Annotated in this window: 22 protein-coding genes; 2 read left to right on the top strand and 20 right to left on the bottom strand. The window is 31.0% G+C overall.

The features are described 5' to 3' along the window. Positions 1 to 128 precede the first annotated feature (128 nt). Positions 129 to 2,606 (top strand): M14 family metallopeptidase, encoded by a 2,478-nt coding sequence (locus tag JOP69_RS16940; RefSeq protein ID WP_203392069.1) that lies wholly within the window; start codon positions 129 to 131, stop codon positions 2,604 to 2,606. A 64-nt stretch (positions 2,607 to 2,670) separates the two neighbouring features. Here JOP69_RS16940 and rimO read toward each other — a convergent pair whose 3' ends face one another. From rimO to JOP69_RS16925, 3 genes are all read right to left on the bottom strand, one after another. After that, positions 2,671 to 4,023 carry a 30S ribosomal protein S12 methylthiotransferase RimO gene (rimO, locus tag JOP69_RS16935; RefSeq protein WP_203392068.1) on the bottom strand — a complete coding sequence of 451 codons (1,353 nt, stop codon included), beginning with the start codon at positions 4,021 to 4,023 and terminating at the stop codon, positions 2,671 to 2,673. A 194-nt stretch (positions 4,024 to 4,217) separates the two neighbouring features. Next, positions 4,218 to 5,033: a 1-acyl-sn-glycerol-3-phosphate acyltransferase gene (locus JOP69_RS16930; RefSeq protein ID WP_203392067.1), complete on the bottom strand. Its 816-nt coding sequence runs from the start codon at positions 5,031 to 5,033 to the stop codon at positions 4,218 to 4,220. A 53-nt stretch (positions 5,034 to 5,086) separates the two neighbouring features. After that, positions 5,087 to 5,713, bottom strand: coding sequence for a CoA pyrophosphatase (locus tag JOP69_RS16925; RefSeq protein WP_203392066.1), 627 nt, complete (start codon positions 5,711 to 5,713; stop codon positions 5,087 to 5,089). A gap of 93 nt (positions 5,714 to 5,806) precedes the next feature. Here JOP69_RS16925 and JOP69_RS16920 point away from each other — a divergent pair, with 93 nt between their 5' ends. After that, positions 5,807 to 6,076 carry a hypothetical protein gene (locus JOP69_RS16920; protein WP_203392065.1) on the top strand — a complete coding sequence of 90 codons (270 nt, stop codon included), beginning with the start codon at positions 5,807 to 5,809 and terminating at the stop codon, positions 6,074 to 6,076. Here JOP69_RS16920 and JOP69_RS16915 read toward each other — a convergent pair. From JOP69_RS16915 to rplO, 17 genes are all read right to left on the bottom strand, one after another. Beyond that, positions 6,073 to 6,384: a DUF6787 family protein gene (locus tag JOP69_RS16915; protein WP_203392064.1), complete on the bottom strand. Its 312-nt coding sequence runs from the start codon at positions 6,382 to 6,384 to the stop codon at positions 6,073 to 6,075. The genes JOP69_RS16920 and JOP69_RS16915 overlap by 4 nt on opposite strands. Before the next feature lie 8 nt (positions 6,385 to 6,392). Then, positions 6,393 to 7,250, bottom strand: coding sequence for a prolipoprotein diacylglyceryl transferase (lgt, locus tag JOP69_RS16910; RefSeq protein WP_203392063.1), 858 nt, complete (start codon positions 7,248 to 7,250; stop codon positions 6,393 to 6,395). A gap of 146 nt (positions 7,251 to 7,396) precedes the next feature. After that, a complete protein-coding gene (gene yidD / locus JOP69_RS16905) occupies positions 7,397 to 7,633 on the bottom strand; it encodes a membrane protein insertion efficiency factor YidD (protein ID WP_203392062.1) in 237 nt (78 codons plus the stop codon). Positions 7,634 to 7,779: 146 nt separating this feature from the next. After that, positions 7,780 to 9,258 carry a cysteine--tRNA ligase gene (gene cysS / locus JOP69_RS16900; RefSeq protein WP_203392061.1) on the bottom strand — a complete coding sequence of 493 codons (1,479 nt, stop codon included), beginning with the start codon at positions 9,256 to 9,258 and terminating at the stop codon, positions 7,780 to 7,782. 310 nt (positions 9,259 to 9,568) lie between these two features. After that, the gene (locus tag JOP69_RS16895; RefSeq protein WP_203392106.1) at positions 9,569 to 10,483 is read right to left on the bottom strand and encodes a dimethylarginine dimethylaminohydrolase family protein; all 915 of its coding nucleotides are present in this window, start codon (positions 10,481 to 10,483) and stop codon (positions 9,569 to 9,571) included. 65 nt (positions 10,484 to 10,548) lie between these two features. Beyond that, a complete protein-coding gene (locus tag JOP69_RS16890; protein ID WP_203392060.1) occupies positions 10,549 to 11,835 on the bottom strand; it encodes a citrate synthase in 1,287 nt (428 codons plus the stop codon). Between the two features lie 177 nt (positions 11,836 to 12,012). After that, positions 12,013 to 13,299 (bottom strand): phosphopyruvate hydratase, encoded by a 1,287-nt coding sequence (gene eno / locus JOP69_RS16885; protein ID WP_203392059.1) that lies wholly within the window; start codon positions 13,297 to 13,299, stop codon positions 12,013 to 12,015. Between the two features lie 274 nt (positions 13,300 to 13,573). Continuing rightward, positions 13,574 to 14,692 (bottom strand): glutamine-hydrolyzing carbamoyl-phosphate synthase small subunit, encoded by a 1,119-nt coding sequence (carA, locus tag JOP69_RS16880; protein WP_203392058.1) that lies wholly within the window; start codon positions 14,690 to 14,692, stop codon positions 13,574 to 13,576. 94 nt (positions 14,693 to 14,786) lie between these two features. Further along, complete coding sequence (rplQ, locus tag JOP69_RS16875; protein ID WP_068451564.1) at positions 14,787 to 15,260, bottom strand: 50S ribosomal protein L17; 474 nt, start codon at positions 15,258 to 15,260, stop codon at positions 14,787 to 14,789. Positions 15,261 to 15,320: 60 nt separating this feature from the next. Then, positions 15,321 to 16,313: a DNA-directed RNA polymerase subunit alpha gene (locus JOP69_RS16870; protein WP_203392057.1), complete on the bottom strand. Its 993-nt coding sequence runs from the start codon at positions 16,311 to 16,313 to the stop codon at positions 15,321 to 15,323. Between the two features lie 93 nt (positions 16,314 to 16,406). Further along, positions 16,407 to 17,012, bottom strand: a complete 606-nt coding sequence (gene rpsD / locus JOP69_RS16865; protein ID WP_203392056.1) for a 30S ribosomal protein S4 — start codon at positions 17,010 to 17,012, stop codon at positions 16,407 to 16,409. Positions 17,013 to 17,094: 82 nt separating this feature from the next. Further along, the gene (rpsK, locus tag JOP69_RS16860) at positions 17,095 to 17,478 is read right to left on the bottom strand and encodes a 30S ribosomal protein S11 (protein WP_203392055.1); all 384 of its coding nucleotides are present in this window, start codon (positions 17,476 to 17,478) and stop codon (positions 17,095 to 17,097) included. A gap of 77 nt (positions 17,479 to 17,555) precedes the next feature. Further along, positions 17,556 to 17,921: a 30S ribosomal protein S13 gene (gene rpsM / locus JOP69_RS16855; RefSeq protein WP_105050458.1), complete on the bottom strand. Its 366-nt coding sequence runs from the start codon at positions 17,919 to 17,921 to the stop codon at positions 17,556 to 17,558. Then, the gene (ykgO, locus tag JOP69_RS16850; protein WP_004568720.1) at positions 17,921 to 18,037 is read right to left on the bottom strand and encodes a type B 50S ribosomal protein L36; all 117 of its coding nucleotides are present in this window, start codon (positions 18,035 to 18,037) and stop codon (positions 17,921 to 17,923) included. The genes rpsM and ykgO overlap by 1 nt, the downstream gene beginning before the upstream one ends. A gap of 13 nt (positions 18,038 to 18,050) precedes the next feature. Beyond that, complete coding sequence (infA, locus tag JOP69_RS16845) at positions 18,051 to 18,266, bottom strand: translation initiation factor IF-1 (RefSeq protein WP_004568721.1); 216 nt, start codon at positions 18,264 to 18,266, stop codon at positions 18,051 to 18,053. Position 18,267: 1 nt separating this feature from the next. Further along, positions 18,268 to 19,590, bottom strand: a complete 1,323-nt coding sequence (gene secY / locus JOP69_RS16840) for a preprotein translocase subunit SecY (protein ID WP_203392105.1) — start codon at positions 19,588 to 19,590, stop codon at positions 18,268 to 18,270. Between the two features lie 13 nt (positions 19,591 to 19,603). Continuing rightward, positions 19,604 to 20,053 (bottom strand): 50S ribosomal protein L15, encoded by a 450-nt coding sequence (rplO, locus tag JOP69_RS16835; RefSeq protein WP_203392054.1) that lies wholly within the window; start codon positions 20,051 to 20,053, stop codon positions 19,604 to 19,606. Between the last annotated feature and the right edge of the window lie 7 nt (positions 20,054 to 20,060).

The following is a 20,060-nucleotide window of genomic DNA, read 5'->3' as shown; positions in this document are numbered from 1 at the left end:
AAAATACGAATAATTTTTCCTTTGTCGTAAGCACCAATCCAATCTAACAAAGTTTTAACATCATAAAAATTCAAACTACTGAAAAACAAAAAAATATATTCTTACTTTTGGTTTCCAAACGCTTATTTATGAAATTAAAATTACTTTTTATTACTGCTTTCTTAACCATTGGAAGTGTATTTTCACAAACATTAAAATCTCCTTCAGAATTTTTAGGCTATGAAATTGGAGCTCGCTTTACAAGACATCATAAAGTGGTAGACTATTTTAAATACGTAAGCAGCACTTTGCCGAATGTTAAATTAGAAAAATACGGAGAAACAAATGAGCACAGACCTTTGTATTTAAGTTATATTTCATCCGAAGAAAATATTAAAAATTTAGAAAGTATTAGAAAAGATAATCTTGCTCAAACAGGTATTATTTCTGGAAATTCTAAAAACAACAAAGCCATTGTTTGGTTAAGCTACAACGTTCATGGAAACGAAGCTTCTAGCACAGAAGCTGCCATGTTAATGCTTTACGAGTTGGTTACTAAAAAGAAAGCTTATTTAGAAAACACGATTGTTATTATAGACCCTGCTGTAAATCCTGATGGACGAGATAGATATGTAAATTGGTACAACCAAGTAAAAAGTACGCCTTTTAATATTAACCAAGACGCAAAAGAACATGCAGAACCTTGGCCAGGAGGAAGACCAAATCATTATTTATTCGATTTAAATAGAGATTGGGCTTGGGCAACACAAGTAGAATCTGCGCAACGCATAAAAATGTATAATAAATGGATGCCACATGTGCATGTAGATTTCCATGAACAATATATTAATAGTCCTTATTATTTTGCGCCTGCCGCAGAACCTTTTCATGAAGTTATTTCTGATTGGCAACGAGAGTTTCAAACTGAAGTAGGAAAAAATAATGCGAAGTATTTTGACCAAGAAGGTTGGCTGTATTTTACAAAAGAAAGTTTCGATTTATTATACCCAAGTTACGGAGATACCTACCCAACCAACATGGGTGCTATTGGTATGACCTACGAACAAGCAGGTCATGGAATGGCTGGTTTAGGAATTAAAACAGATGAAGGAGAAGTGTTAACCTTAAAAGACAGAGCAATTCATCATCTAACTACTGGTTTGTCTACTGTAGAAATTTCATCTAAAAATGCAGAAAAATTAAATACTGAATTTAGAAAATTCTTTAAAAATGAAGCTTTAGGTTATAAAAGTTATGTGTTAAAAAATGAGAATGAAGACAAAACGAATCGCTTAAAAGCTTTATTAGATACGCATGAAATTCTATATGAAAACACTAAAAGCGGAATTGTAAAAGGATATGATTACACTACCCAAAAAGAAGGAAAAATGGCTATCTCTTCTACTGATTTAGTAATACATACCAATCAGCCAAAAGGAAAAATGGTAAAAGTTCTTTTTGAACCTAAAGTAAAATTAGTAGATTCTTTAACGTATGATATTACTGCTTGGTCTTTACCGTATGCACACGGATTTAAAGCAATTGCTTCTAAAACTAAAGTAAGTTCTAGTACTAGTAAAACCACAAACGTTATTACAAATGCTATTGATAAAAAAGCGTATGCCTATATTTCTAAATGGAATAGTTTAGACGATGCCACTTTTTTAGGCGCTTTATTACAAGCTAATATTACGCCTCGTTTTTCGGAGAAGCCTTTTTCTATCGCAGGAAAATCATATAAAAGAGGAACTCTTATTATTCTAAGAAATGACAATAGAAATACTGCTTTTGATACTAAGTTAATCTCCATTGCAAATAAACACCAAAGAGAATTAGCTGCTGTAAAAACTGGTTTTGTTTCTTCTGGAGTCGATTTTGGTTCTTATTCTGTGAAACCAATCAACCATCAAAAAATTGCCGTTTTATCTGGTAAAGGAACTTCGTCATTAAGTTTTGGCGAGATTTGGCATTTCTTTGAAACACAATTACAATACCCAATAACGAATGTAAATACGGAAAACTTTGGATTTTTAGACTATTCTAAATATGATGTTATTATCATTCCGAATGGTGCTTATAGTAAGGTCTTAACAAAAACTACTTTAGAGAAAGTAAAAAAATGGACACGTTCTGGAGGAACTTTAATTGCCATTGGAAATGCCTTAAATAGTTTTGCTGATAAAAAGGAATTCTCTTTAAAGAAGAAAATATCTGGAGATAAAATTAAAGATGCAGACCTTACTCCTTACGCAGCTAAAGAGCGTAAAGATGTTGCTAATTTAATTACAGGTAGTATCTTTAAAAGTACTTTAGACAATACGCATCCGTTAGCTTTTGGATATGGAAAAGAATATTTTTCATTAAAATTAGGCAGTACTTCTTACGAATATTTAAAAGACGGTAATAACGTTGCTTATTTTGATAAAGAAGCTAAAAACGTATCTGGTTATGCAGGTAGTAAAGCGGTGAAAAATGTACCGAAATCTATTTTATTTGCAGAAGAACAAATAGGTAGCGGAAGTATTATTTATATGGTAGACAATCCTTTGTTTAGATCTTTCTGGCAAAACGGAAAACTATTTGTTGCCAATGCTGTTTTCTTATTAAATTCTGATAAATTAAAGTAACATCACTTTATTTTAAACCATAAAAAAACCACTCTAACGAGTGGTTTTTTTTACTTTTTATTTATTATTTTCTCTTTTGATTTAAAGAAACAGGCTTTTCTTGCTTAACAGTTGGCGTTCCGTATAAATCATAATCTCCGGCTTCGTGGATTTTAATATCTATAAATTCACCAATTTTAATATAATGTTCTTTGGCATCTACAATAACATCGTTATCAACGTCTGGCGAATCAGATTCTGTTCTTCCGTAGAAAAACTCACCATCTTTTCTGTCGAATAAACATCTAAATGTTTTTCCTATTTTTTCTTGATTCAATTCCCAAGAAATTTGAGATTGAATTTCCATAATCTCATTGACTCTTTGAAACTTTACTTCTGCAGGTACATCATCTTCTAAAACATAAGCTCCTGTATTTTCTTCATGAGAATATTCGAAAGCACCCATACGTTCAAAACGCATTTCTTCAATCCAATCTTTTAACTCTTGAAACATTTCTTCTGTTTCCCCAGGATACCCAACAATTAGTGTCGTTCTAATTGCCATTTCTGGCACAGCTTCTCTAAATTTATGAATTAAAGCAGTTGTTTTTTCATGAGTTGTACCACGTTTCATAGACTTTAACAACTCTGTGTTAATATGTTGTAACGGAATGTCTAAGTAATTACATACTTTAGGTTCACGTTTCATCACTTCTAAAACATCCATAGGAAAACCTGTAGGAAAAGCATAATGCATTCTAATCCATTCAATTCCCTCTACTTTAGCCAACGCTTCTAACAATTGCGCTAAAGAACGTTTTTTATAAATATCTAATCCGTAATATGTTAAATCTTGCGCGATTAACATTACTTCTTTAATTCCTTTTGCCGCTAACTTTGTTGCTTCTGTAACAATATCTTCAATAGGAGTAGAAACATGTTTTCCTCTCATCAAAGGAATTGCACAAAAAGAACAAGGTCTATCGCAACCTTCTGCAATTTTTAAATATGCATAATGTTTTGGAGTTGTTGTTAAACGTTCTCCGATTAATTCGTGTTTATAATCTGCTTCTAAAGCTTGCAATAAGTTTGGTAAATCGTGCGTACCAAAATACTGGTCTACATTGGTAATTTCTGCTTCTAAATCTGGTTTATATCGTTCACTTAAACAACCAGAAACAAAAACTTTATCAATTTCACCAGCTTCTTTTCTTTTGGCATAATGTAAAATGGTATCTATAGATTCCTCTTTAGCTTTACCAATAAATCCACAAGTATTAATAACGACAATATTTCCATCATCATTTTCATCTTCATGAACAACCTCTTTTCCGTTGGCTTTTAATTGTCCCATTAACACCTCAGAATCGTAAATATTTTTAGAACACCCTAAAGTAACTACGTTAATCTTATTTTTTTTGATGGTTTTTGTACGCATATCGTTTTTTTCTGACTGCAAATATACAGCTTAATTAGGGTTTATCTATATAGTTTTTATGAGGTTATTGTAAACGCTTTTAGAAGTCTAAAAAAGAAGCTAATTGATTAAACCATAAAACTTGAAAATTATTTTGTTTTGCATAAAAAAACCTCGAAATGTCGAGGTTTAATATTATTTTCTGAATCAAATGATCAACTCCAAAAAGCTCTTTTCTTATTTAAGGCTTCTTCTTCTTTTGTTAATTCTTCTAATTCTTTTACAGATAAAACTTTTAAAAATGACGGATGTTGTTCAATAGCAAATTCTATCTTAGTTACAATTTCTGCAATACTTTCATTTTCGTAATCTATTTCTAATGGCTCTTTAATTACCATAGATTGTAAAACATTACGTTTCTTAATACTTAATCCTTTTTTATCAAAAGAACGTCTAAAACCATCAATAACAATAGGCACTACAACTGGCTTATAAGTTTTAATAATATGCGCAGTACCTCTTCTAATTGGCCTAAAGGGTGTAGTTGTACCTTGTGGAAATGTAATTACCCAACCATCTTTTATGGCTTTACCAATATTAGAAATGTCTGAGTTTTTAACTTGTCTTTTTACATCTTTACCAGCACTACGCCATGTTCTTTCTATAGAAACAGACCCCATGTAAGCAAATATTTTAGGTAAAATACCAGATCTCATGGTCTCACCTGCCGCAACAAAATATACATTTAATTTAGGTTTCCAGATATAGCCAATATTTTTTATAGAATCGTCTCTACCACTTAAAGAAGCATTAAAAACATGATACATAGCTGCTACGTCCGCAAAATAAGTTTGGTGATTAGAAATAAATAAGACCCCTGAATCTGGTAAATTTTTAAGGTTCTCAGATCCTTCAATATTTAAATTATTGAATTTATGATATCTACCGTGAGATACAATTCCGAAAATTCTGATAAGCCATTTTTTTAACAATAAAATATGGCCAAATGGATTCCTTTTAAATAAAGGCATTATTAATTAGTTTTAGTTAGATTAACAAACTTACAAAACAAATAAGAAAGAAGCTATTTTAAGAGTTCTTTAATTTCTGAAAGCATCATAGCCGTTGCTCCCCACACAATATAATCTTCTAATTTAAAGCAAGGTACTTCTATATTATCCATATAAGAGGTATTCATATTTACAGAGCTTATATTGGTTTCATTTAGCAAATCTCTTAATAAAACCTCTATCGTTTGCTCTACTTCATAATTTAAAATAAAATTAGGTCGTTCATTTGTAAAACCTAAAAATGGGGTTGCTAAAAAATTACTTGGCGGAATATACACATCTGTTAATTCTCTAATTATTTCTATAGATGCCTCAGCAACTCCTACTTCCTCAAAAGTTTCTCTTAATGCTGTATTTTCAAGATCTCTGTCTGTTTTATCTAACTTCCCTCCGGGAAAACTTATTTGTGCAGAATGTGCACCTTTATAACTAGCCCTTTGTGTTAGTAAAAAACAAGTTTCATTTTTTCTATTGGGATAAAACAACGCCAACACTGCTGCTTTTCTTGGATTATTCGCTATAATTTTATCAGCATCAAATTTTAAGCGCATTTTAGGTGCTAATTTAAATTGAGCCTCTAAACCACCTAATTCAATTGTTTTAAGTTGGACTATTTTATTTTTGAAAACATTAAAATCCACCGAGAAAAATTTAATTTTAACAAATTTATTAATTTCGCTTTTAAATAAGTCGTATTTGGCAAGAATTTTGATTTATTTTACTAAAAAATAAGTATGAATAAGAAATACAAAAAATTAATTTTAAGCATTGTATTAGATATTATTGGTATCATTCCAATACCTTTTATAGATGTTATTTGGGCTCCTTTATCTGGATATATAATGACTAAAATGTATAAAGGAAAGCAAGGAAAAGTAGCTGGTATTGTTAGTATTATTGAAGAAGCAGTTCCTTTTTTAGATGTGATACCAACATTTACAATAATGTGGTTTTACAGTTATGTTATTAATAAGGAAGAAGTAAAAGAAATTATATCGTCTTAATTTTCTTTTTTAAATAAAAATCCTAAACCTAGTCTGCTTAAAAACTTTTTCTCAAAAGCCCAAAAGAATTTAAACTGTCCAAAACACCAACCTACAATAGGAAGTGTTGCTTGGTAAATAGGAAAAATCAATAGAATTCTTAAAGGCCAAAATACCCAAGGGTTTGTTGTTTCTTGAGATAGCCCTAAAAAACTAGTTAAAGGTTTTGCCACCCAAGTAGCAAAAGAACCGTTTATAGAAAAAACTAAAATGATTGCTATAATAGACCAATTACTATTTACTCCCCAACGTTGTTTTAATTTACTCATACAACTACTTATTTTACTGTTTTTTTTGATTTCTTAAACATCAACCAAAAACCGATTAAAACCAATGGTATACTTAAAACTTGTCCTGTATTTAAGGAATTAAATACCCAATCTTCTCTACCATCTACCTGTGCTTCTTTTAAGAATTCTATAAAGAAACGTAGCGACCAAAGTACCACTAAAAACAAACCAAAAAGATATCCTGTTTGTTGTTTTTTATCCGTTTTCCAATACAAATGCCACATTACAAAAAACAATACTAAATAACTAAAGGCTTCATACAATTGGGTTGGATGTCTCGGAGCGGTTTCTCCTGCTGCTTTAAAAATTACTCCAAAACTAGAATGGGTTTCTTTTCCATAAATCTCTGAGTTGAAAAAATTTCCAAAACGGATAAAAAATCCTGCTAAAGCCACCATAATTGCTAATCTATCTAAGATAAATAACCAAGGTTTTTGTAAATGCTTTTTTGCATAAAAATACATTGCAATAGGAATACCAATGGCTGCACCGTGACTTGCAAAACCTGTAAAACCTGTAAATTTCCACCCTTTTATAATACCAAATAAAGAATCGGTTGCACTTTCTTTTATTGGTAAAAATATTTCTAATAAATGATTCTGATAATAAGACCAACTATAAAAAAACACATCTCCCAAACGCATCCCTACAAGCATAGAAACAAAGACATACATAAATAATACATCTAATTTTTCTTCAGGAATTTTATCTTCAACATAGATTTTTTTCATTAGTCTTAACCCCAATAAAAATGCTGCTACAAACATTAAACTGTACCAACGAACGGTAAAAAAACCTAAATCTATTCCTATTGAAGGATTCCATGTAATTGCTAAAAAGCTCATATTTTTTTATGTTTTTTTGTCATTAATAATAAAAAGAAGCAATCTCTTACCAAATAGCAGATTACTTCGTCATTTTTCCTAGTAATGACATTTATATTTGTTTTAGTCAAAAGTCAAAACGTCTTATGTCTTATGTCTTTTTTTTTCTATTCTTCCTTTTTATCCGGTACCGGATCATAACCACTTCCTCCCCAAGGATGACAACTAAAAATTCTTTTTAATGCCAACCAACCTCCCGAAAACAATCCATGTTTTTGTAAAGCCTCAATTGTGTAATGTGAACACGTTGGACTGTATCTACAAGTTGATGGTGTAAATGGAGAAATTGCCACTTGGTAAAAGCGAACTAGCAATATAAATGGATATGAAAGTATTTTTTTCAATGATTATTTATTAAAAATTAAATGAATACATCTTGATTCTGAGATTTCTCAATCGTTCCTCTTTCGAAATGACAATCACACTCAAAAACTTGAAAATTCATAATTTGTAATTCGTAATTCGTAATTCGTAATTCGTAATTTTCTTTTTAATTGATTAAAAATGTGGTACCCTCTTTACCATCTTTTAATTGAATTCCTAATGCAATTAGTTCATCTCTAATTTGGTCTGACAATGCCCAATCTTTATTTTCTCTTGCTTCTTTTCTTAACTTTATTAGCAATTCTACAACTCCATTTATTTTTTCTGAATTGTCTTGAGAATTTTCATTCATCAACCCTAAAACATCAAAAACAAATGCATTCATTGTTGTTTTAAATTCGGCTAAATCATCTACAGTTAAACTTGCTTTATGCTCTTTTATTTGATTGATCACTTTTACAGCTTCAAATAATTGCGGAATTAACATTGGCGTGTTAAAATCATCGTTCATAGCAGCATAACAAGCTTTTTTCCATTCCTGAACATTGAAAGTAGATGTTTTACCTGCTTCAATTTTTTCTAAGAAATTTACAGCTTCCATTAATTTAGAATGTCCTTTTTCTGATGCTTCTAAAGCATCTCCAGAAAAATCTAAAATACTTCTATAATTAGCTTGCATGTTAAAGAAACGAACTACACTTGCAGAAAATGGTTTTGGTAAAATGTTATTTTCTCCAGATAAAATCTCATTCGGTAAAATAAAATTACCTGTAGATTTTGCCATTCTTTGGCCGTTTAAAGAAAGCATATTTGTGTGCATCCAGTAATTTACAGGCGTTACACCGCTACATGTTTTAGATTGTGCAATTTCACATTCGTGATGTGGAAATTTTAAATCCATTCCACCTCCATGAATATCGAAACTTTCGCCTAAATATTTTGTACTCATTACAGAACACTCTAAATGCCAACCCGGAAAACCGTCTGACCAAGGAGAAGGCCAACGCATAATATGACGTTCATCTGCTTTTTTCCAAAGTGCAAAATCTTGTGGGTTTTTCTTATCAGATTGTCCGTCTAAAGTTCTGGTATTATGTAATAAATCTTCTACTTTTCTACCAGAGAGAATTCCGTAATTTTCTTTTTTGTTATACTCATGTACATCAAAATAGACAGAACCATTTACTTCATATCCAAAACCTTTTTCTATGATTTCTTTAATCATTTCTATCTGCTCTACAATATGACCTGTGGCAGTTGGCTCTATACTTGGTGGTAAAAAATTATAGTTTTTTAAAACATCATGAAAATCTACCGTGTAACGTTGTACAACTTCCATCGGTTCAATTTGTTCTAAACGTGCTTTTCTTGCAATTTTATCTTCCCCTTCATCTGCATCATTTTCTAAATGCCCCGCATCTGTAATATTACGCACATAACGTACTTTATAACCTAAATGCAATAAATAACGATACACAACATCAAAAAACATAAAGGTTCTAACATTACCTAAATGCGCGTTGCTATAAACGGTTGGACCACAAACATACATACCTACGTATCCGTCTGTTATGGTTTTAAAATTCTCTTTTTTCTTTGATAAAGAGTTGTATACTTTAAGTTGATTTTCTTTGTAGAGTTCCATTAAATAAGTGACTAATTACAACCGATAAAGATAGACACTTTAAAAAGAATGACGAAATGGAATTTGTTAGAAGTTTACTAAGATTTAAAGTTGCTCACAAAATTTATAATTATTTATCTTTTATCTAAATAAAAATCTTTAAGATGTACCTAAACAAAACAATAAAACTCGAAAAAAAATAATCCTATTATATATCAGATATTCTTCAAAAAATATAGATTCAACATATTAAACTAAAAAATCACCTACTTATAAACCATCTAAATATCTTTTAACCAAATCTAGCAAAAATACTTTTAGGACTTCTGGTTTAATCCCTAATTAAAGGCAATGTAGAACACCTAAGCAATCCTTCTTGTTTCGCTATTTCTGCATAACTTACTTCTTCTACTGTAAAACCATTTTCTCTTAACCAAGTATTTAATCTGGTAAAGTTTTTTTCAGAAACAATAACTTCTTCAGAAATAGAAAAAATATTACTATTCATATTATACATTTCTTCTTTGGTAATTTCGAAAATATTTTCCTCTCCGAAAAAATTAACCAACCATTCATATTCTCTTTCAATTAAAAAACCATTTTTATGAAGAATAGCTTTGTCTTTCCCGATGGGTTGAAAACAACAGTCTAAATGCAATGCGTTTTCTTTTGCATTGGTATTTGATTTTCTTAATTCAAAAGATTTAACCTTCTTTTGAGGAAATAATTCTTGAAGTGCAATTACAGCATCTATATTAGTACGAGCAGTAATATAATCAGCATAATCACTTCCAGAATAAGTACCTATAAAAATATACTCATTCCAAGGCATTACATCACCACCTTCTATATGACATTCCTTAGGTAAAACAACTACCTTTTCTTTATTAATTTGTGAGATCACTTTACCTATAGCCTTATACTCTTTTTCTCTTTCTGGAAGGATATTTGCTTCAATAAAAGTGTCTTCAATTACAAAGGCTATATCTCTAGAAAATATTTGATTATAGTCTTCAATTATATCTGGTCGAAATACCTGTACATCATACTTTTTAAAAACTTCTGCGAACATTTCCATCTCCTCAATCATTTCAGATTCTTTCGGATAAGTACCTGCCAAAACATGTTTAATACTTTTAGGATCATAACAATCTTCTAACCTAGGTATGCCACCATTACTTTTGGCTGTTCCTAAAATTACAGCTCTTAATCGTGATGTTTCGTTTTTGATATTTAATTTTAACATAGATAAAATGGATAAAAAAAGCTTCATAAATTTATGAAGCTTTGATTTTGTAAATGTAATAAAATTTATCTTTTTTCTATACCAACAAATGGTCTGTAATTTTCACCTGTATAAATTTGACGTGGTCTACCTATTGGTTCTTTATTAAGACGCATTTCTTTCCATTGAGCAATCCAACCAGGTAAACGTCCTAAAGCAAACATTACTGTAAACATTTCAGTAGGGATTCCCATAGCTCTGTAGATAATACCAGAATAAAAATCTACGTTCGGATATAATTTTCTTTCCACAAAATAAGGATCACTTAAAGCTTCTTCCTCTAAGGCTCTTGCAATATCTAAAATAGGGTCTTCAACACCTAAATCATTTAAAAGTTCATCTGCTGCAGCTTTAATAATTTTAGCTCTTGGATCAAAATTCTTATAAACTCTATGACCAAAGCCCATTAAACGGAAAGAATCTTCTTTATCCTTTGCTTTTGCCATGTATTTTTTAGTATCTCCTCCATCCGCTTTTATAGCTTCTAACATTTCTAAAACTGCTTGATTAGCCCCACCATGTAATGGACCCCAAAGTGCAGAAATCCCAGCAGAAAGAGAAGGGAATAACCCCGCTTTAGAAGAACCCACAATTCTTACTGTAGATGTAGAACAGTTTTGCTCATGGTCTGCATGTAAAATTAACAACTTATCTAATGCATCTTTAACAATTGGATTAATGATAAAATCTTCGTTAGGTTGTTTAAACATCATAAACATCAAGTTCTCTACATACCCTAAAGATTTTTTTCCATAATTTAAATGCATCCCTTTTTTCTTACGCATTGTCCAAGACACCAAAACAGGGAATTTAGCCATAATACGTACAATAGCATTATACATATCCTCTCTAGACTCAACATTTACAGAAGAAGGGTTAAAAGCAGTTAACGCACTTGTTAAAGAAGATATAACTCCCATAGGGTGCGCAGTTTTTGGAAATGCTTCCATAATCTTTCTAATATCATCATCTACTAAAGAATGATCTCTAATGTCATTTTGAAATTTATCTAATTGTTCTTTATTAGGTAAGTTTCCAAATATTAAAGCGTAAGAAACTTCTAAAAAGTCTGCTTTTTCTGCTAATTCTTCTATTGAATAACCTCTATAACGTAAAATCCCTTTTTCTCCATCTAAAAAAGTAACAGCACTTTCACAAGAACCTGTGTTCTTAAATCCAGGATCAATAGTTATTACTCCATTAGTTGCACTTCTTAGGGTTTTTATATCTATGGCAACCTCATTTTCTGTTCCCTTTATAAGTGGAAATTCATATGAATCTTCTCCAATTGTTAATTTAGCTATATCTGACATTAATGATGATTTTTTAGTATTGTTAAGTTTGACGAAGATACCAAATTTTAAGACATTTTAAAAGGTTGTTCTAATAGATTTTAGATATTTTAAGATAATCTTAATTTATGTAAGAATACCGCAAAAAAAACCTCATAATTTCTTATGAGGTTCAATTATTTTTAAAAAAATATTTAATTATAAATTAAAAGCTTTTTCTCCTGGAAAATAAGCAGTTGCTCCTAATTCTTCTTCAATACGTAATAATTGGTTGTATTTTGCCATTCTATCAGAACGAGAAGCAGAACCAGTTTTTATTTGTCCACAATTTAAAGCTACTGCTAAATCTGCAATAGTATTATCTTCTGTTTCACCAGATCTGTGAGACATTACTGTTGTATAACCAGCATTTTTAGCCATATTAACAGCTGCAATAGTTTCTGTTAAACTACCAATTTGGTTTACTTTAATTAAAATTGAATTTGCTATTCCGTTTTCAATTCCTTTAGCTAAGCGCTCTACATTAGTAACAAATAAATCATCACCTACTAATTGAACTTTATCTCCAATTAATTCAGTAAGATATTTTGTTCCATCCCAGTCATTTTCATCCATTCCATCTTCAATAGAAATAATTGGATATTTAGAAGCTAATTCTGCTAAATAATCAGCTTGTTCTTTACTAGTACGGATAACACCTTTATCTCCTTCAAATTTAGTATAATCGTATTTACCATCAACATAAAACTCTGCAGAAGCACAGTCTAATGCAATTTTTACTTGTTCACCAAAAACATAACCAGCATTTTTAACTGCTAATGCAATTGTTTCGATAGCATCTTCTGTTCCGTCTAAAGTTGGTGCAAAACCACCTTCATCACCTACAGCAGTAGATAAACCTCTGTCATGTAAAACTTTCTTTAAGTTATGGAAAATTTCAGATCCCATTTTTAATGCTTGAGAAAAAGTTTCTGCCTGAACTGGCATAATCATAAATTCTTGAAATGCAATAGGAGCATCTGAATGAGAACCACCATTAATGATATTCATCATTGGTAATGGTAAAGTATTAGCAGAAACACCACCTACATATCTATATAAAGGCATACCTAACTCATTCGCAGCAGCTTTAGCAGCAGCTAAAGAAACTCCTAAAATAGCGTTAGCTCCTAATTTAGATTTATTTGGAGTACCATCTAAATCAATCATTAATTGATCAATAGCATTCTGTTCAAAAACAGAAGTACCTAATAACTCTGGTGCTATAATATTATTTACATTAGAAACTGCTTTTAAAACACCTTTTCCCATGTAATCTTTTCCACCATCACGTAATTCTACAGCTTCATGCTCTCCTGTAGAAGCTCCAGAAGGAACTGCCGCTCTACCTAAAATACCATTTTCTGTAGTAACATCTACTTCTACTGTTGGATTACCTCTTGAATCAAAAATTTGACGTGCGTGAACGCTAATTATAATGCTCATTTTATTTATTATTTAATTAATTTAAAATCTTTTTACTTGCTTTGGCTAAATTACGAAATGTCTTATGTATTTAATAATTTGAGCCCAATTAATTACGAAAACGTTTGCTAAAATAATTCTAGATAAAATAAAAAACCCACTCATAAAATGAGTGGGAAAATTGATATGAAAAAGAATGTGATTTTTACGTCACAACTCAAAAATAATATTTAAAAGTTATAGATACTTTAACAATTGTTCATCAACATTAAAGCTACTACATATAACCTATAAACTAAGACAAAACTTTTTTTGCTGCTATAATATTTTCAATAAATTGATCAAATAAATATTCAGAATCATGTGGTCCTGGACTTGCTTCTGGGTGATATTGAACAGAAAACGCATTCTTATCTTTTATACGAATTCCAGCTACTGTATGATCATTTAAATGAACATGTGTAATTTCTACATTGTCATTAGCTTCTGTTTCTTCTCTATTAATAGCAAAACCATGATTTTGTGAAGTAATTTCTCCTTTACCCGTCAATAAGTTTTTAACAGGATGATTAATTCCTCTATGACCATTATGCATTTTATAAGTAGAAATTCCATTAGCCAATGCAATTACTTGGTGTCCTAGACAGATACCAAACAAAGGTAAATTTCTTTTGATAATTTCTTGTGCTAGTTCTTGTGCTTCAATTAATGGTTCTGGATCTCCAGGTCCATTAGAGATAAAATAACCATCAGGATTAAAATCTAATAAATCTTCAAACTTAGCATTGAATGGAAAAACTTTAATATAAGCCCCTCTTTTTGCCAAGTTTCTTAAAATATCCTTTTTAATTCCAATGTCTAAAGCAGAAATTCTAATTTTTGCATTCTCATCACCAACAAAATAAGATTCTTTAGTAGATACTTTAGAAGCCAATTCTAATCCTTCCATACTTGGTACAGATGCTAATTGTTTCTTTAAAGCATCAATATTTTCTACATCAGTAGAAATAATTGCATTCATTGCACCATTGTCTCTAATATATGCTACTAATGCTCTGGTATCAACATCAGAAATAGCCACAAGATTATGTTTTGTAAACCAATCTTTTAAGTTTCCATTAGAATCAACTCTAGAATGTGTAAAACTAAAATTTCTACAAATTAAACCAGAAATTTTAATTCCGTCAGATTCTACTTCATTATCATTTACCCCGTAATTACCAATATGAGCATTTGTTGCCACCATTAACTGACCAAAATAAGATGGATCAGTAAATATTTCTTGATAACCTGTCATTCCTGTATTGAAACAGATTTCACCAGTTGATGTTCCTTCTATTCCTACGGATTTACCATAAAAAATTGTTCCATCTGCTAATAAAACAAGCGCCTTTTTTCGTGTTTGATATTTCATTGATAGTTGTTGTGTTTCTTAATGCAAAAATATAAAAAAAAGGGATAAACGTAAACGCTTATCCCTTTTATATAATTTAAAAAATTTTCATTTTTTATTCTTCAGATTTTTCTTCTGTTGCCGTTCCTTCTACTTGTGGAGCATCCGCTTTTTTGCTTCTTCCTCTACGTGTAGTTTTCTTAGCTTTTTTACCATTAGGATTGTAAATTTCGTTGTAATCAACTAATTCTACCATTGCCATAGGAGCATTATCTCCTTGACGATTTCCTAACTTAATAATACGAAGATAACCTCCTGGTCTATCTGCTACTTTTACAGAAATTTCTTTGAATAATTCTGTAACTGCATATTTATCACGTAAGTGAGAAAATACAACACGTCTGTTGTGAGTAGTATCACTTTTAGACTTTGTTATTAATGGTTCTGCAAAAACTCTTAATGCTTTTGCTTTTGCCACTGTAGTGTTAATACGTTTATGTTCTATTAAAGAACATGTCATATTAGCTAACATTGCCTTTCTGTGTGAAGTAGTTCTTCCTAAATGATTATGCTTTTTTCCGTGTCTCATGACCTTTGTTTTATTATTTCATCTTGCATCAACTCACTATGAGGAGCAAATTATGAAAAATTAATCTCTATCTAATTTGTATTTTGTCAAATCCATTCCAAAACTTAAACCTTTAACAATAACTAATTCTTCTAGTTCTGTTAATGATTTTTTACCAAAGTTTCTAAATTTCATTAAATCACTTTTGTTAAAAGAAACTAAATCTCCTAATGTATCTACTTCTGCAGCCTTTAAACAATTTAAAGCTCTTACAGATAAATCCATGTCGATTAATCTAGTTTTTAATAACTGACGCATGTGTAATGATTCTTCATCATACGTTTCTGTTTGTGCAATTTCATCAGCCTCTAAAGTGATACGCTCATCAGAGAATAACATAAAGTGGTGAATTAATATTTTTGCAGCCTCAGTTAATGCCTCTTTAGGATTTATTGATCCATCAGTATCTATATCGAAAACTAATTTTTCATAATCCGTTTTTTGTTCTACACGATAATTTTCGATTGCATATTTTACATTCTTAATTGGTGTGTATATAGAATCTGTAAAGATTGTTCCTATTGGTGCTGAAGCCTTTTTATTTTCTTCTGCAGGTACAAATCCTCTACCTTTTTCTATAGTAATTTCTGCATTTAATTTTACAGATTTATCCATATTACAGATTACTAAATCTGGATTCAAAATTTGAAAACCAGAGATAAATTTCTGTAAATCTCCAGCAGTTAATTGCTCTTGACCAGATAATGAAACAGATACAGTTTCTCTATCAGTTTCTTCTATTTGTTTCTTAAAACGAACTTGTTTTAAGTTTAAAATAATTTCTGTAACATCTTCTACAACTCCAGGAACTGTTGAAAACTCATGCTCTACACCATCAATTCTTAATGATGTAATAGCAAATCCTTCTAAAGAAGATAAAAGTACTCTTCTTAAAGCATTTCCTACGGTTAAACCAAAACCTGGTTCTAAAGGTCTAAACTCAAATCTACCTTTAAAATCAGTAGATTCAATCATTATAACTTTATCTGGTTTTTGAAAATTTAAAATTGCCATTTTCTTCGTTTTAATTGTTATCCGGTTGCGCGGTTTATAAATGTGAAGAAATATTTATAAACCCTTTGGCCGAATTTCAATATGATTAATTGATTACTTAGAATATAATTCTACGATTAATTGTTCTTTAATGTTTTCTGGAATCTGTAATCTTTCTGGTGCTTTTACAAAAGTTCCAGTTTTAGTATCCGTGTTCCAAGTTAACCATTCAAAAACATTGCTATTAGAAGCTAATGCATTTTCGATAGCTACCAAAGATTTAGATTTTTCTCTTACAGCAACAACATCTCCATCTTGTAAACTATAAGAAGGAATATTAACGATTTCACCATTAACAGTAATATGTCTGTGAGAAACTAATTGACGAGCTCCACTTCTAGAATTAGAAACACCCATTCTATAAACCACGTTATCTAAACGAGATTCACATAATTGTAATAAAATTTCACCTGTAATACCCGAAGCAGCTTGTGCTTGTTTAAACAAGTTACTGAATTGACGCTCTAAAATACCATAAGTATATTTCGCTTTTTGCTTCTCCATTAATTGAGTTGCATATTCAGATTTTTTTCCTCTTCTTCTTGCATTTCCATGCTGTCCTGGAGGAAAGTTTCTTTTTTCGAAGTTTTTATCTTCTCCAAAAATTGCCTCGCCAAATTTACGAGCAATTTTAGTTTTTGGTCCTGTATATCTTGCCATTTCTTTTGTTGTTATAGATAGGGATTATGAATTAAGGCTTTCTCCTTCGATAATCTTATTCCCATCAAATTAAAATATTTAATTATACTCTTCTTCTCTTAGGTGGACGACATCCATTATGAGGAATTGGTGTAACATCAATAATTTCTGTTACTTCGATACCTGCATTATGAAGTGATCTAATTGCAGATTCTCTACCATTACCTGGTCCTTTTACATAAACTTTTACTTTACGTAAACCTGCTTCTTTTGCAACATTTGCACAATCTTCTGCTGCTAATTGAGCTGCATATGGAGTATTCTTTTTAGAACCTCTAAAACCCATTTTACCTGCAGATGACCAAGAAATAACGTCTCCTTTTTTATTTGTTAAAGAAATAATGATGTTGTTAAAAGATGCAGTTACGTGCGCCTCTCCAACAGCATCAATTATTACCTTACGCTTTTTTGAACTTGCTTTTGCCATAATTTTTCAGTTTTAGTAATTTAGTTTTCTAACCTTATAGTAAATACTATTATTAGATCTTGATTACTTTATCTAACTTATTTTTTCTTGTTAGCTACAGTTTTTCTCTTACCTTTTCTTGTACGAGAGTTATTCTTAGTTCTTTGTCCTCTTAATGGAAGACCAAGTCTATGACGAATTCCTCTTTGACAACCGATATCCATCAAACGTTTGATGTTTAACTGTACCTCAGAACGTAATTCTCCTTCAATAGTGAAAGATCCTACTTGTTCTCTAATTGCTGCGATTTGATCATCTGTCCAATCTTGAACTTTAATGCTCTCATCTACTTTTGCTTCTGCTAGAACTTTTTGAGCTCTGCTGCTTCCTATACCAAAGATGTAAGTTAATGCGATAACACCTCTTTTATTCTTTGGAATATCAATACCTGCTATTCTTGCCATTACCCTTGTCTTTGTTTAAATCTAGGATTTTGTTTATTAATCACGTATAATCTACCTTTTCTGCGAACTATTTTGCAGTCGGCACTTCTTTTTTTAACTGATGCTCTAACTTTCATCTGTTTTGTTTTTTTAGTATCTGTAAGTAATTCTTGCCTTTGATAAATCGTATGGGCTCATTTCTAATTTCACCTTATCTCCTGGTAATAATTTAATATAATGCATACGCATTTTACCTGAAATGTGAGCCGTAACAATATGTCCGTTTTCTAATTCTACACGAAACATCGCATTAGATAATGCTTCTGTAATTGTTCCGTCTTGTTGAATTGCTGATTGTTTAGCCATATTATTTATTCGATTTTCTGTTGCTATTCCCCGCTTTCATTAAACCATCATAATGACGATTTAACAAATACGAATTAATTTGTTGCAACGTATCAATTGCAACCCCAACCATAATTATTAATGATGTTCCACCAAAAAACATGGCCCAACTATGTTGTACTCCAAACTGAACTACAATTGATGGTAAGATTGATAATGCCGCTAAAAACAACGATCCTGGAAACGTTATTCTAGATAAAACAGAATCTAATCTATCTGCTGTGTCTTTTCCTGGTCTAATTCCTGGTATAAAACCACCACTTCTTTTTAAATCATCTGCCATTTTATTCGTAGGAATAGTAATAGCAGTATAGAAATAACTAAAGATGACAATTAACAATGCAAAAATAACATTGTACCATAAACCATTCATATCTTGTAAACTAGCAATTGCTGGAAATCTCTGAGCTAAAGCAACTGGTAAAAACATAATTGCTTGTGCAAAGATAATTGGCATTACACCTGCTGCATTTAATTTCAAAGGAATATAATCTCTTGAACCTGCAACATTTTGTACATTTCCCACAACTGTTCTTCTAGCATATTGCACCGCGATCTTTCGAACAGCAGTAACTAATAGCACAGTTAATAAAATTACTACAAACCAAACAATGATTTCTATTAAAACCATCATAATACCACCCGCACCTGCATTTGTTGTTTTTGCAACAAATTCTTGTAAAAATGCTGCTGGAAATTTAGCTAAAATACCTACTGTTATTAATAATGATATACCATTACCAACACCTTTGTCTGTAATACGCTCTCCCAACCACATAGCAAAAACCGTTCCTGCAGTTAAAATGATAATAGATGATATCCAAAAAGTAGGTCCAGTTACTAAAAAAGCCTCTGGTCCTAAACCAAATTGTGTTTTAATAGCCGTAATATACGTTGGTGCTTGAACCAAAGTAATACCTATCGTTAACCATCTAGTTATTTGTGTAATTTTTTTACGTCCACTTTCTCCATCTTTTTGTAGTTTTTGTAAATAAGGAACCGCAATTCCCATTAACTGAACTACAATAGATGCTGAAATATAAGGCATAATACCAAGTGCCATTACTGACGCTCTAGCAAATGCTCCTCCTGTAAATGCATTTAATAAACCTAAAAGACCTCCAGAAGTACTCTCTTTTAAAGCTGTAAGTTGTAAGGGATCTATTCCAGGTAAAGGAACAGCCGCCATAAAACGATATACAGCAATTAAACCGATTGTAAGAAGAATTTTATTTTTCAACTCCTCAATACTGAAAATTTCTTTTAATCTATTTATTAATTTCATCATTTACGGGATGTTATAAAGTAACAGCTTCTCCTCCAGCCGCTTCAATAGCTGCTTTTGCTGATGCTGTAAATTTATGTACAGTAATATTTAATTTAGCCTTTAATTCTCCACCACCTAATATTTTTATTAAGTCGTTTTTTCTTGCCAATCTATTAGCTATTAAAGAATCTAAATCTACTGTATCTGTTATCTTTCCACTATCTACTAAAGATTGTAATTTATCTAAATTGATACCTTGATATTCAATACGATTAATGTTTGTGAAACCAAATTTTGGTACACGTCTTTGAAGTGGCATTTGCCCACCTTCAAAACCAATCTTTTTAGAATAACCAGAACGAGATTTCTGTCCGTTGTGTCCTCTTGTAGCGGTACCACCTTTTCCAGATCCTTCACCTCTTGCAATTCTTTTTCCTTTTTTAATGGAACCTTCTGCTGGTGTTAAATTATGTAAACTCATTTTTCTA

The organism is Polaribacter sp. Q13, from assembly GCF_016858305.2.
Lineage (GTDB): Bacteria > Bacteroidota > Bacteroidia > Flavobacteriales > Flavobacteriaceae > Polaribacter.
The sequence above is the reverse complement of the archived record's forward strand: the minus strand, read 5'-3'. Positions and strand labels throughout refer to the sequence as shown.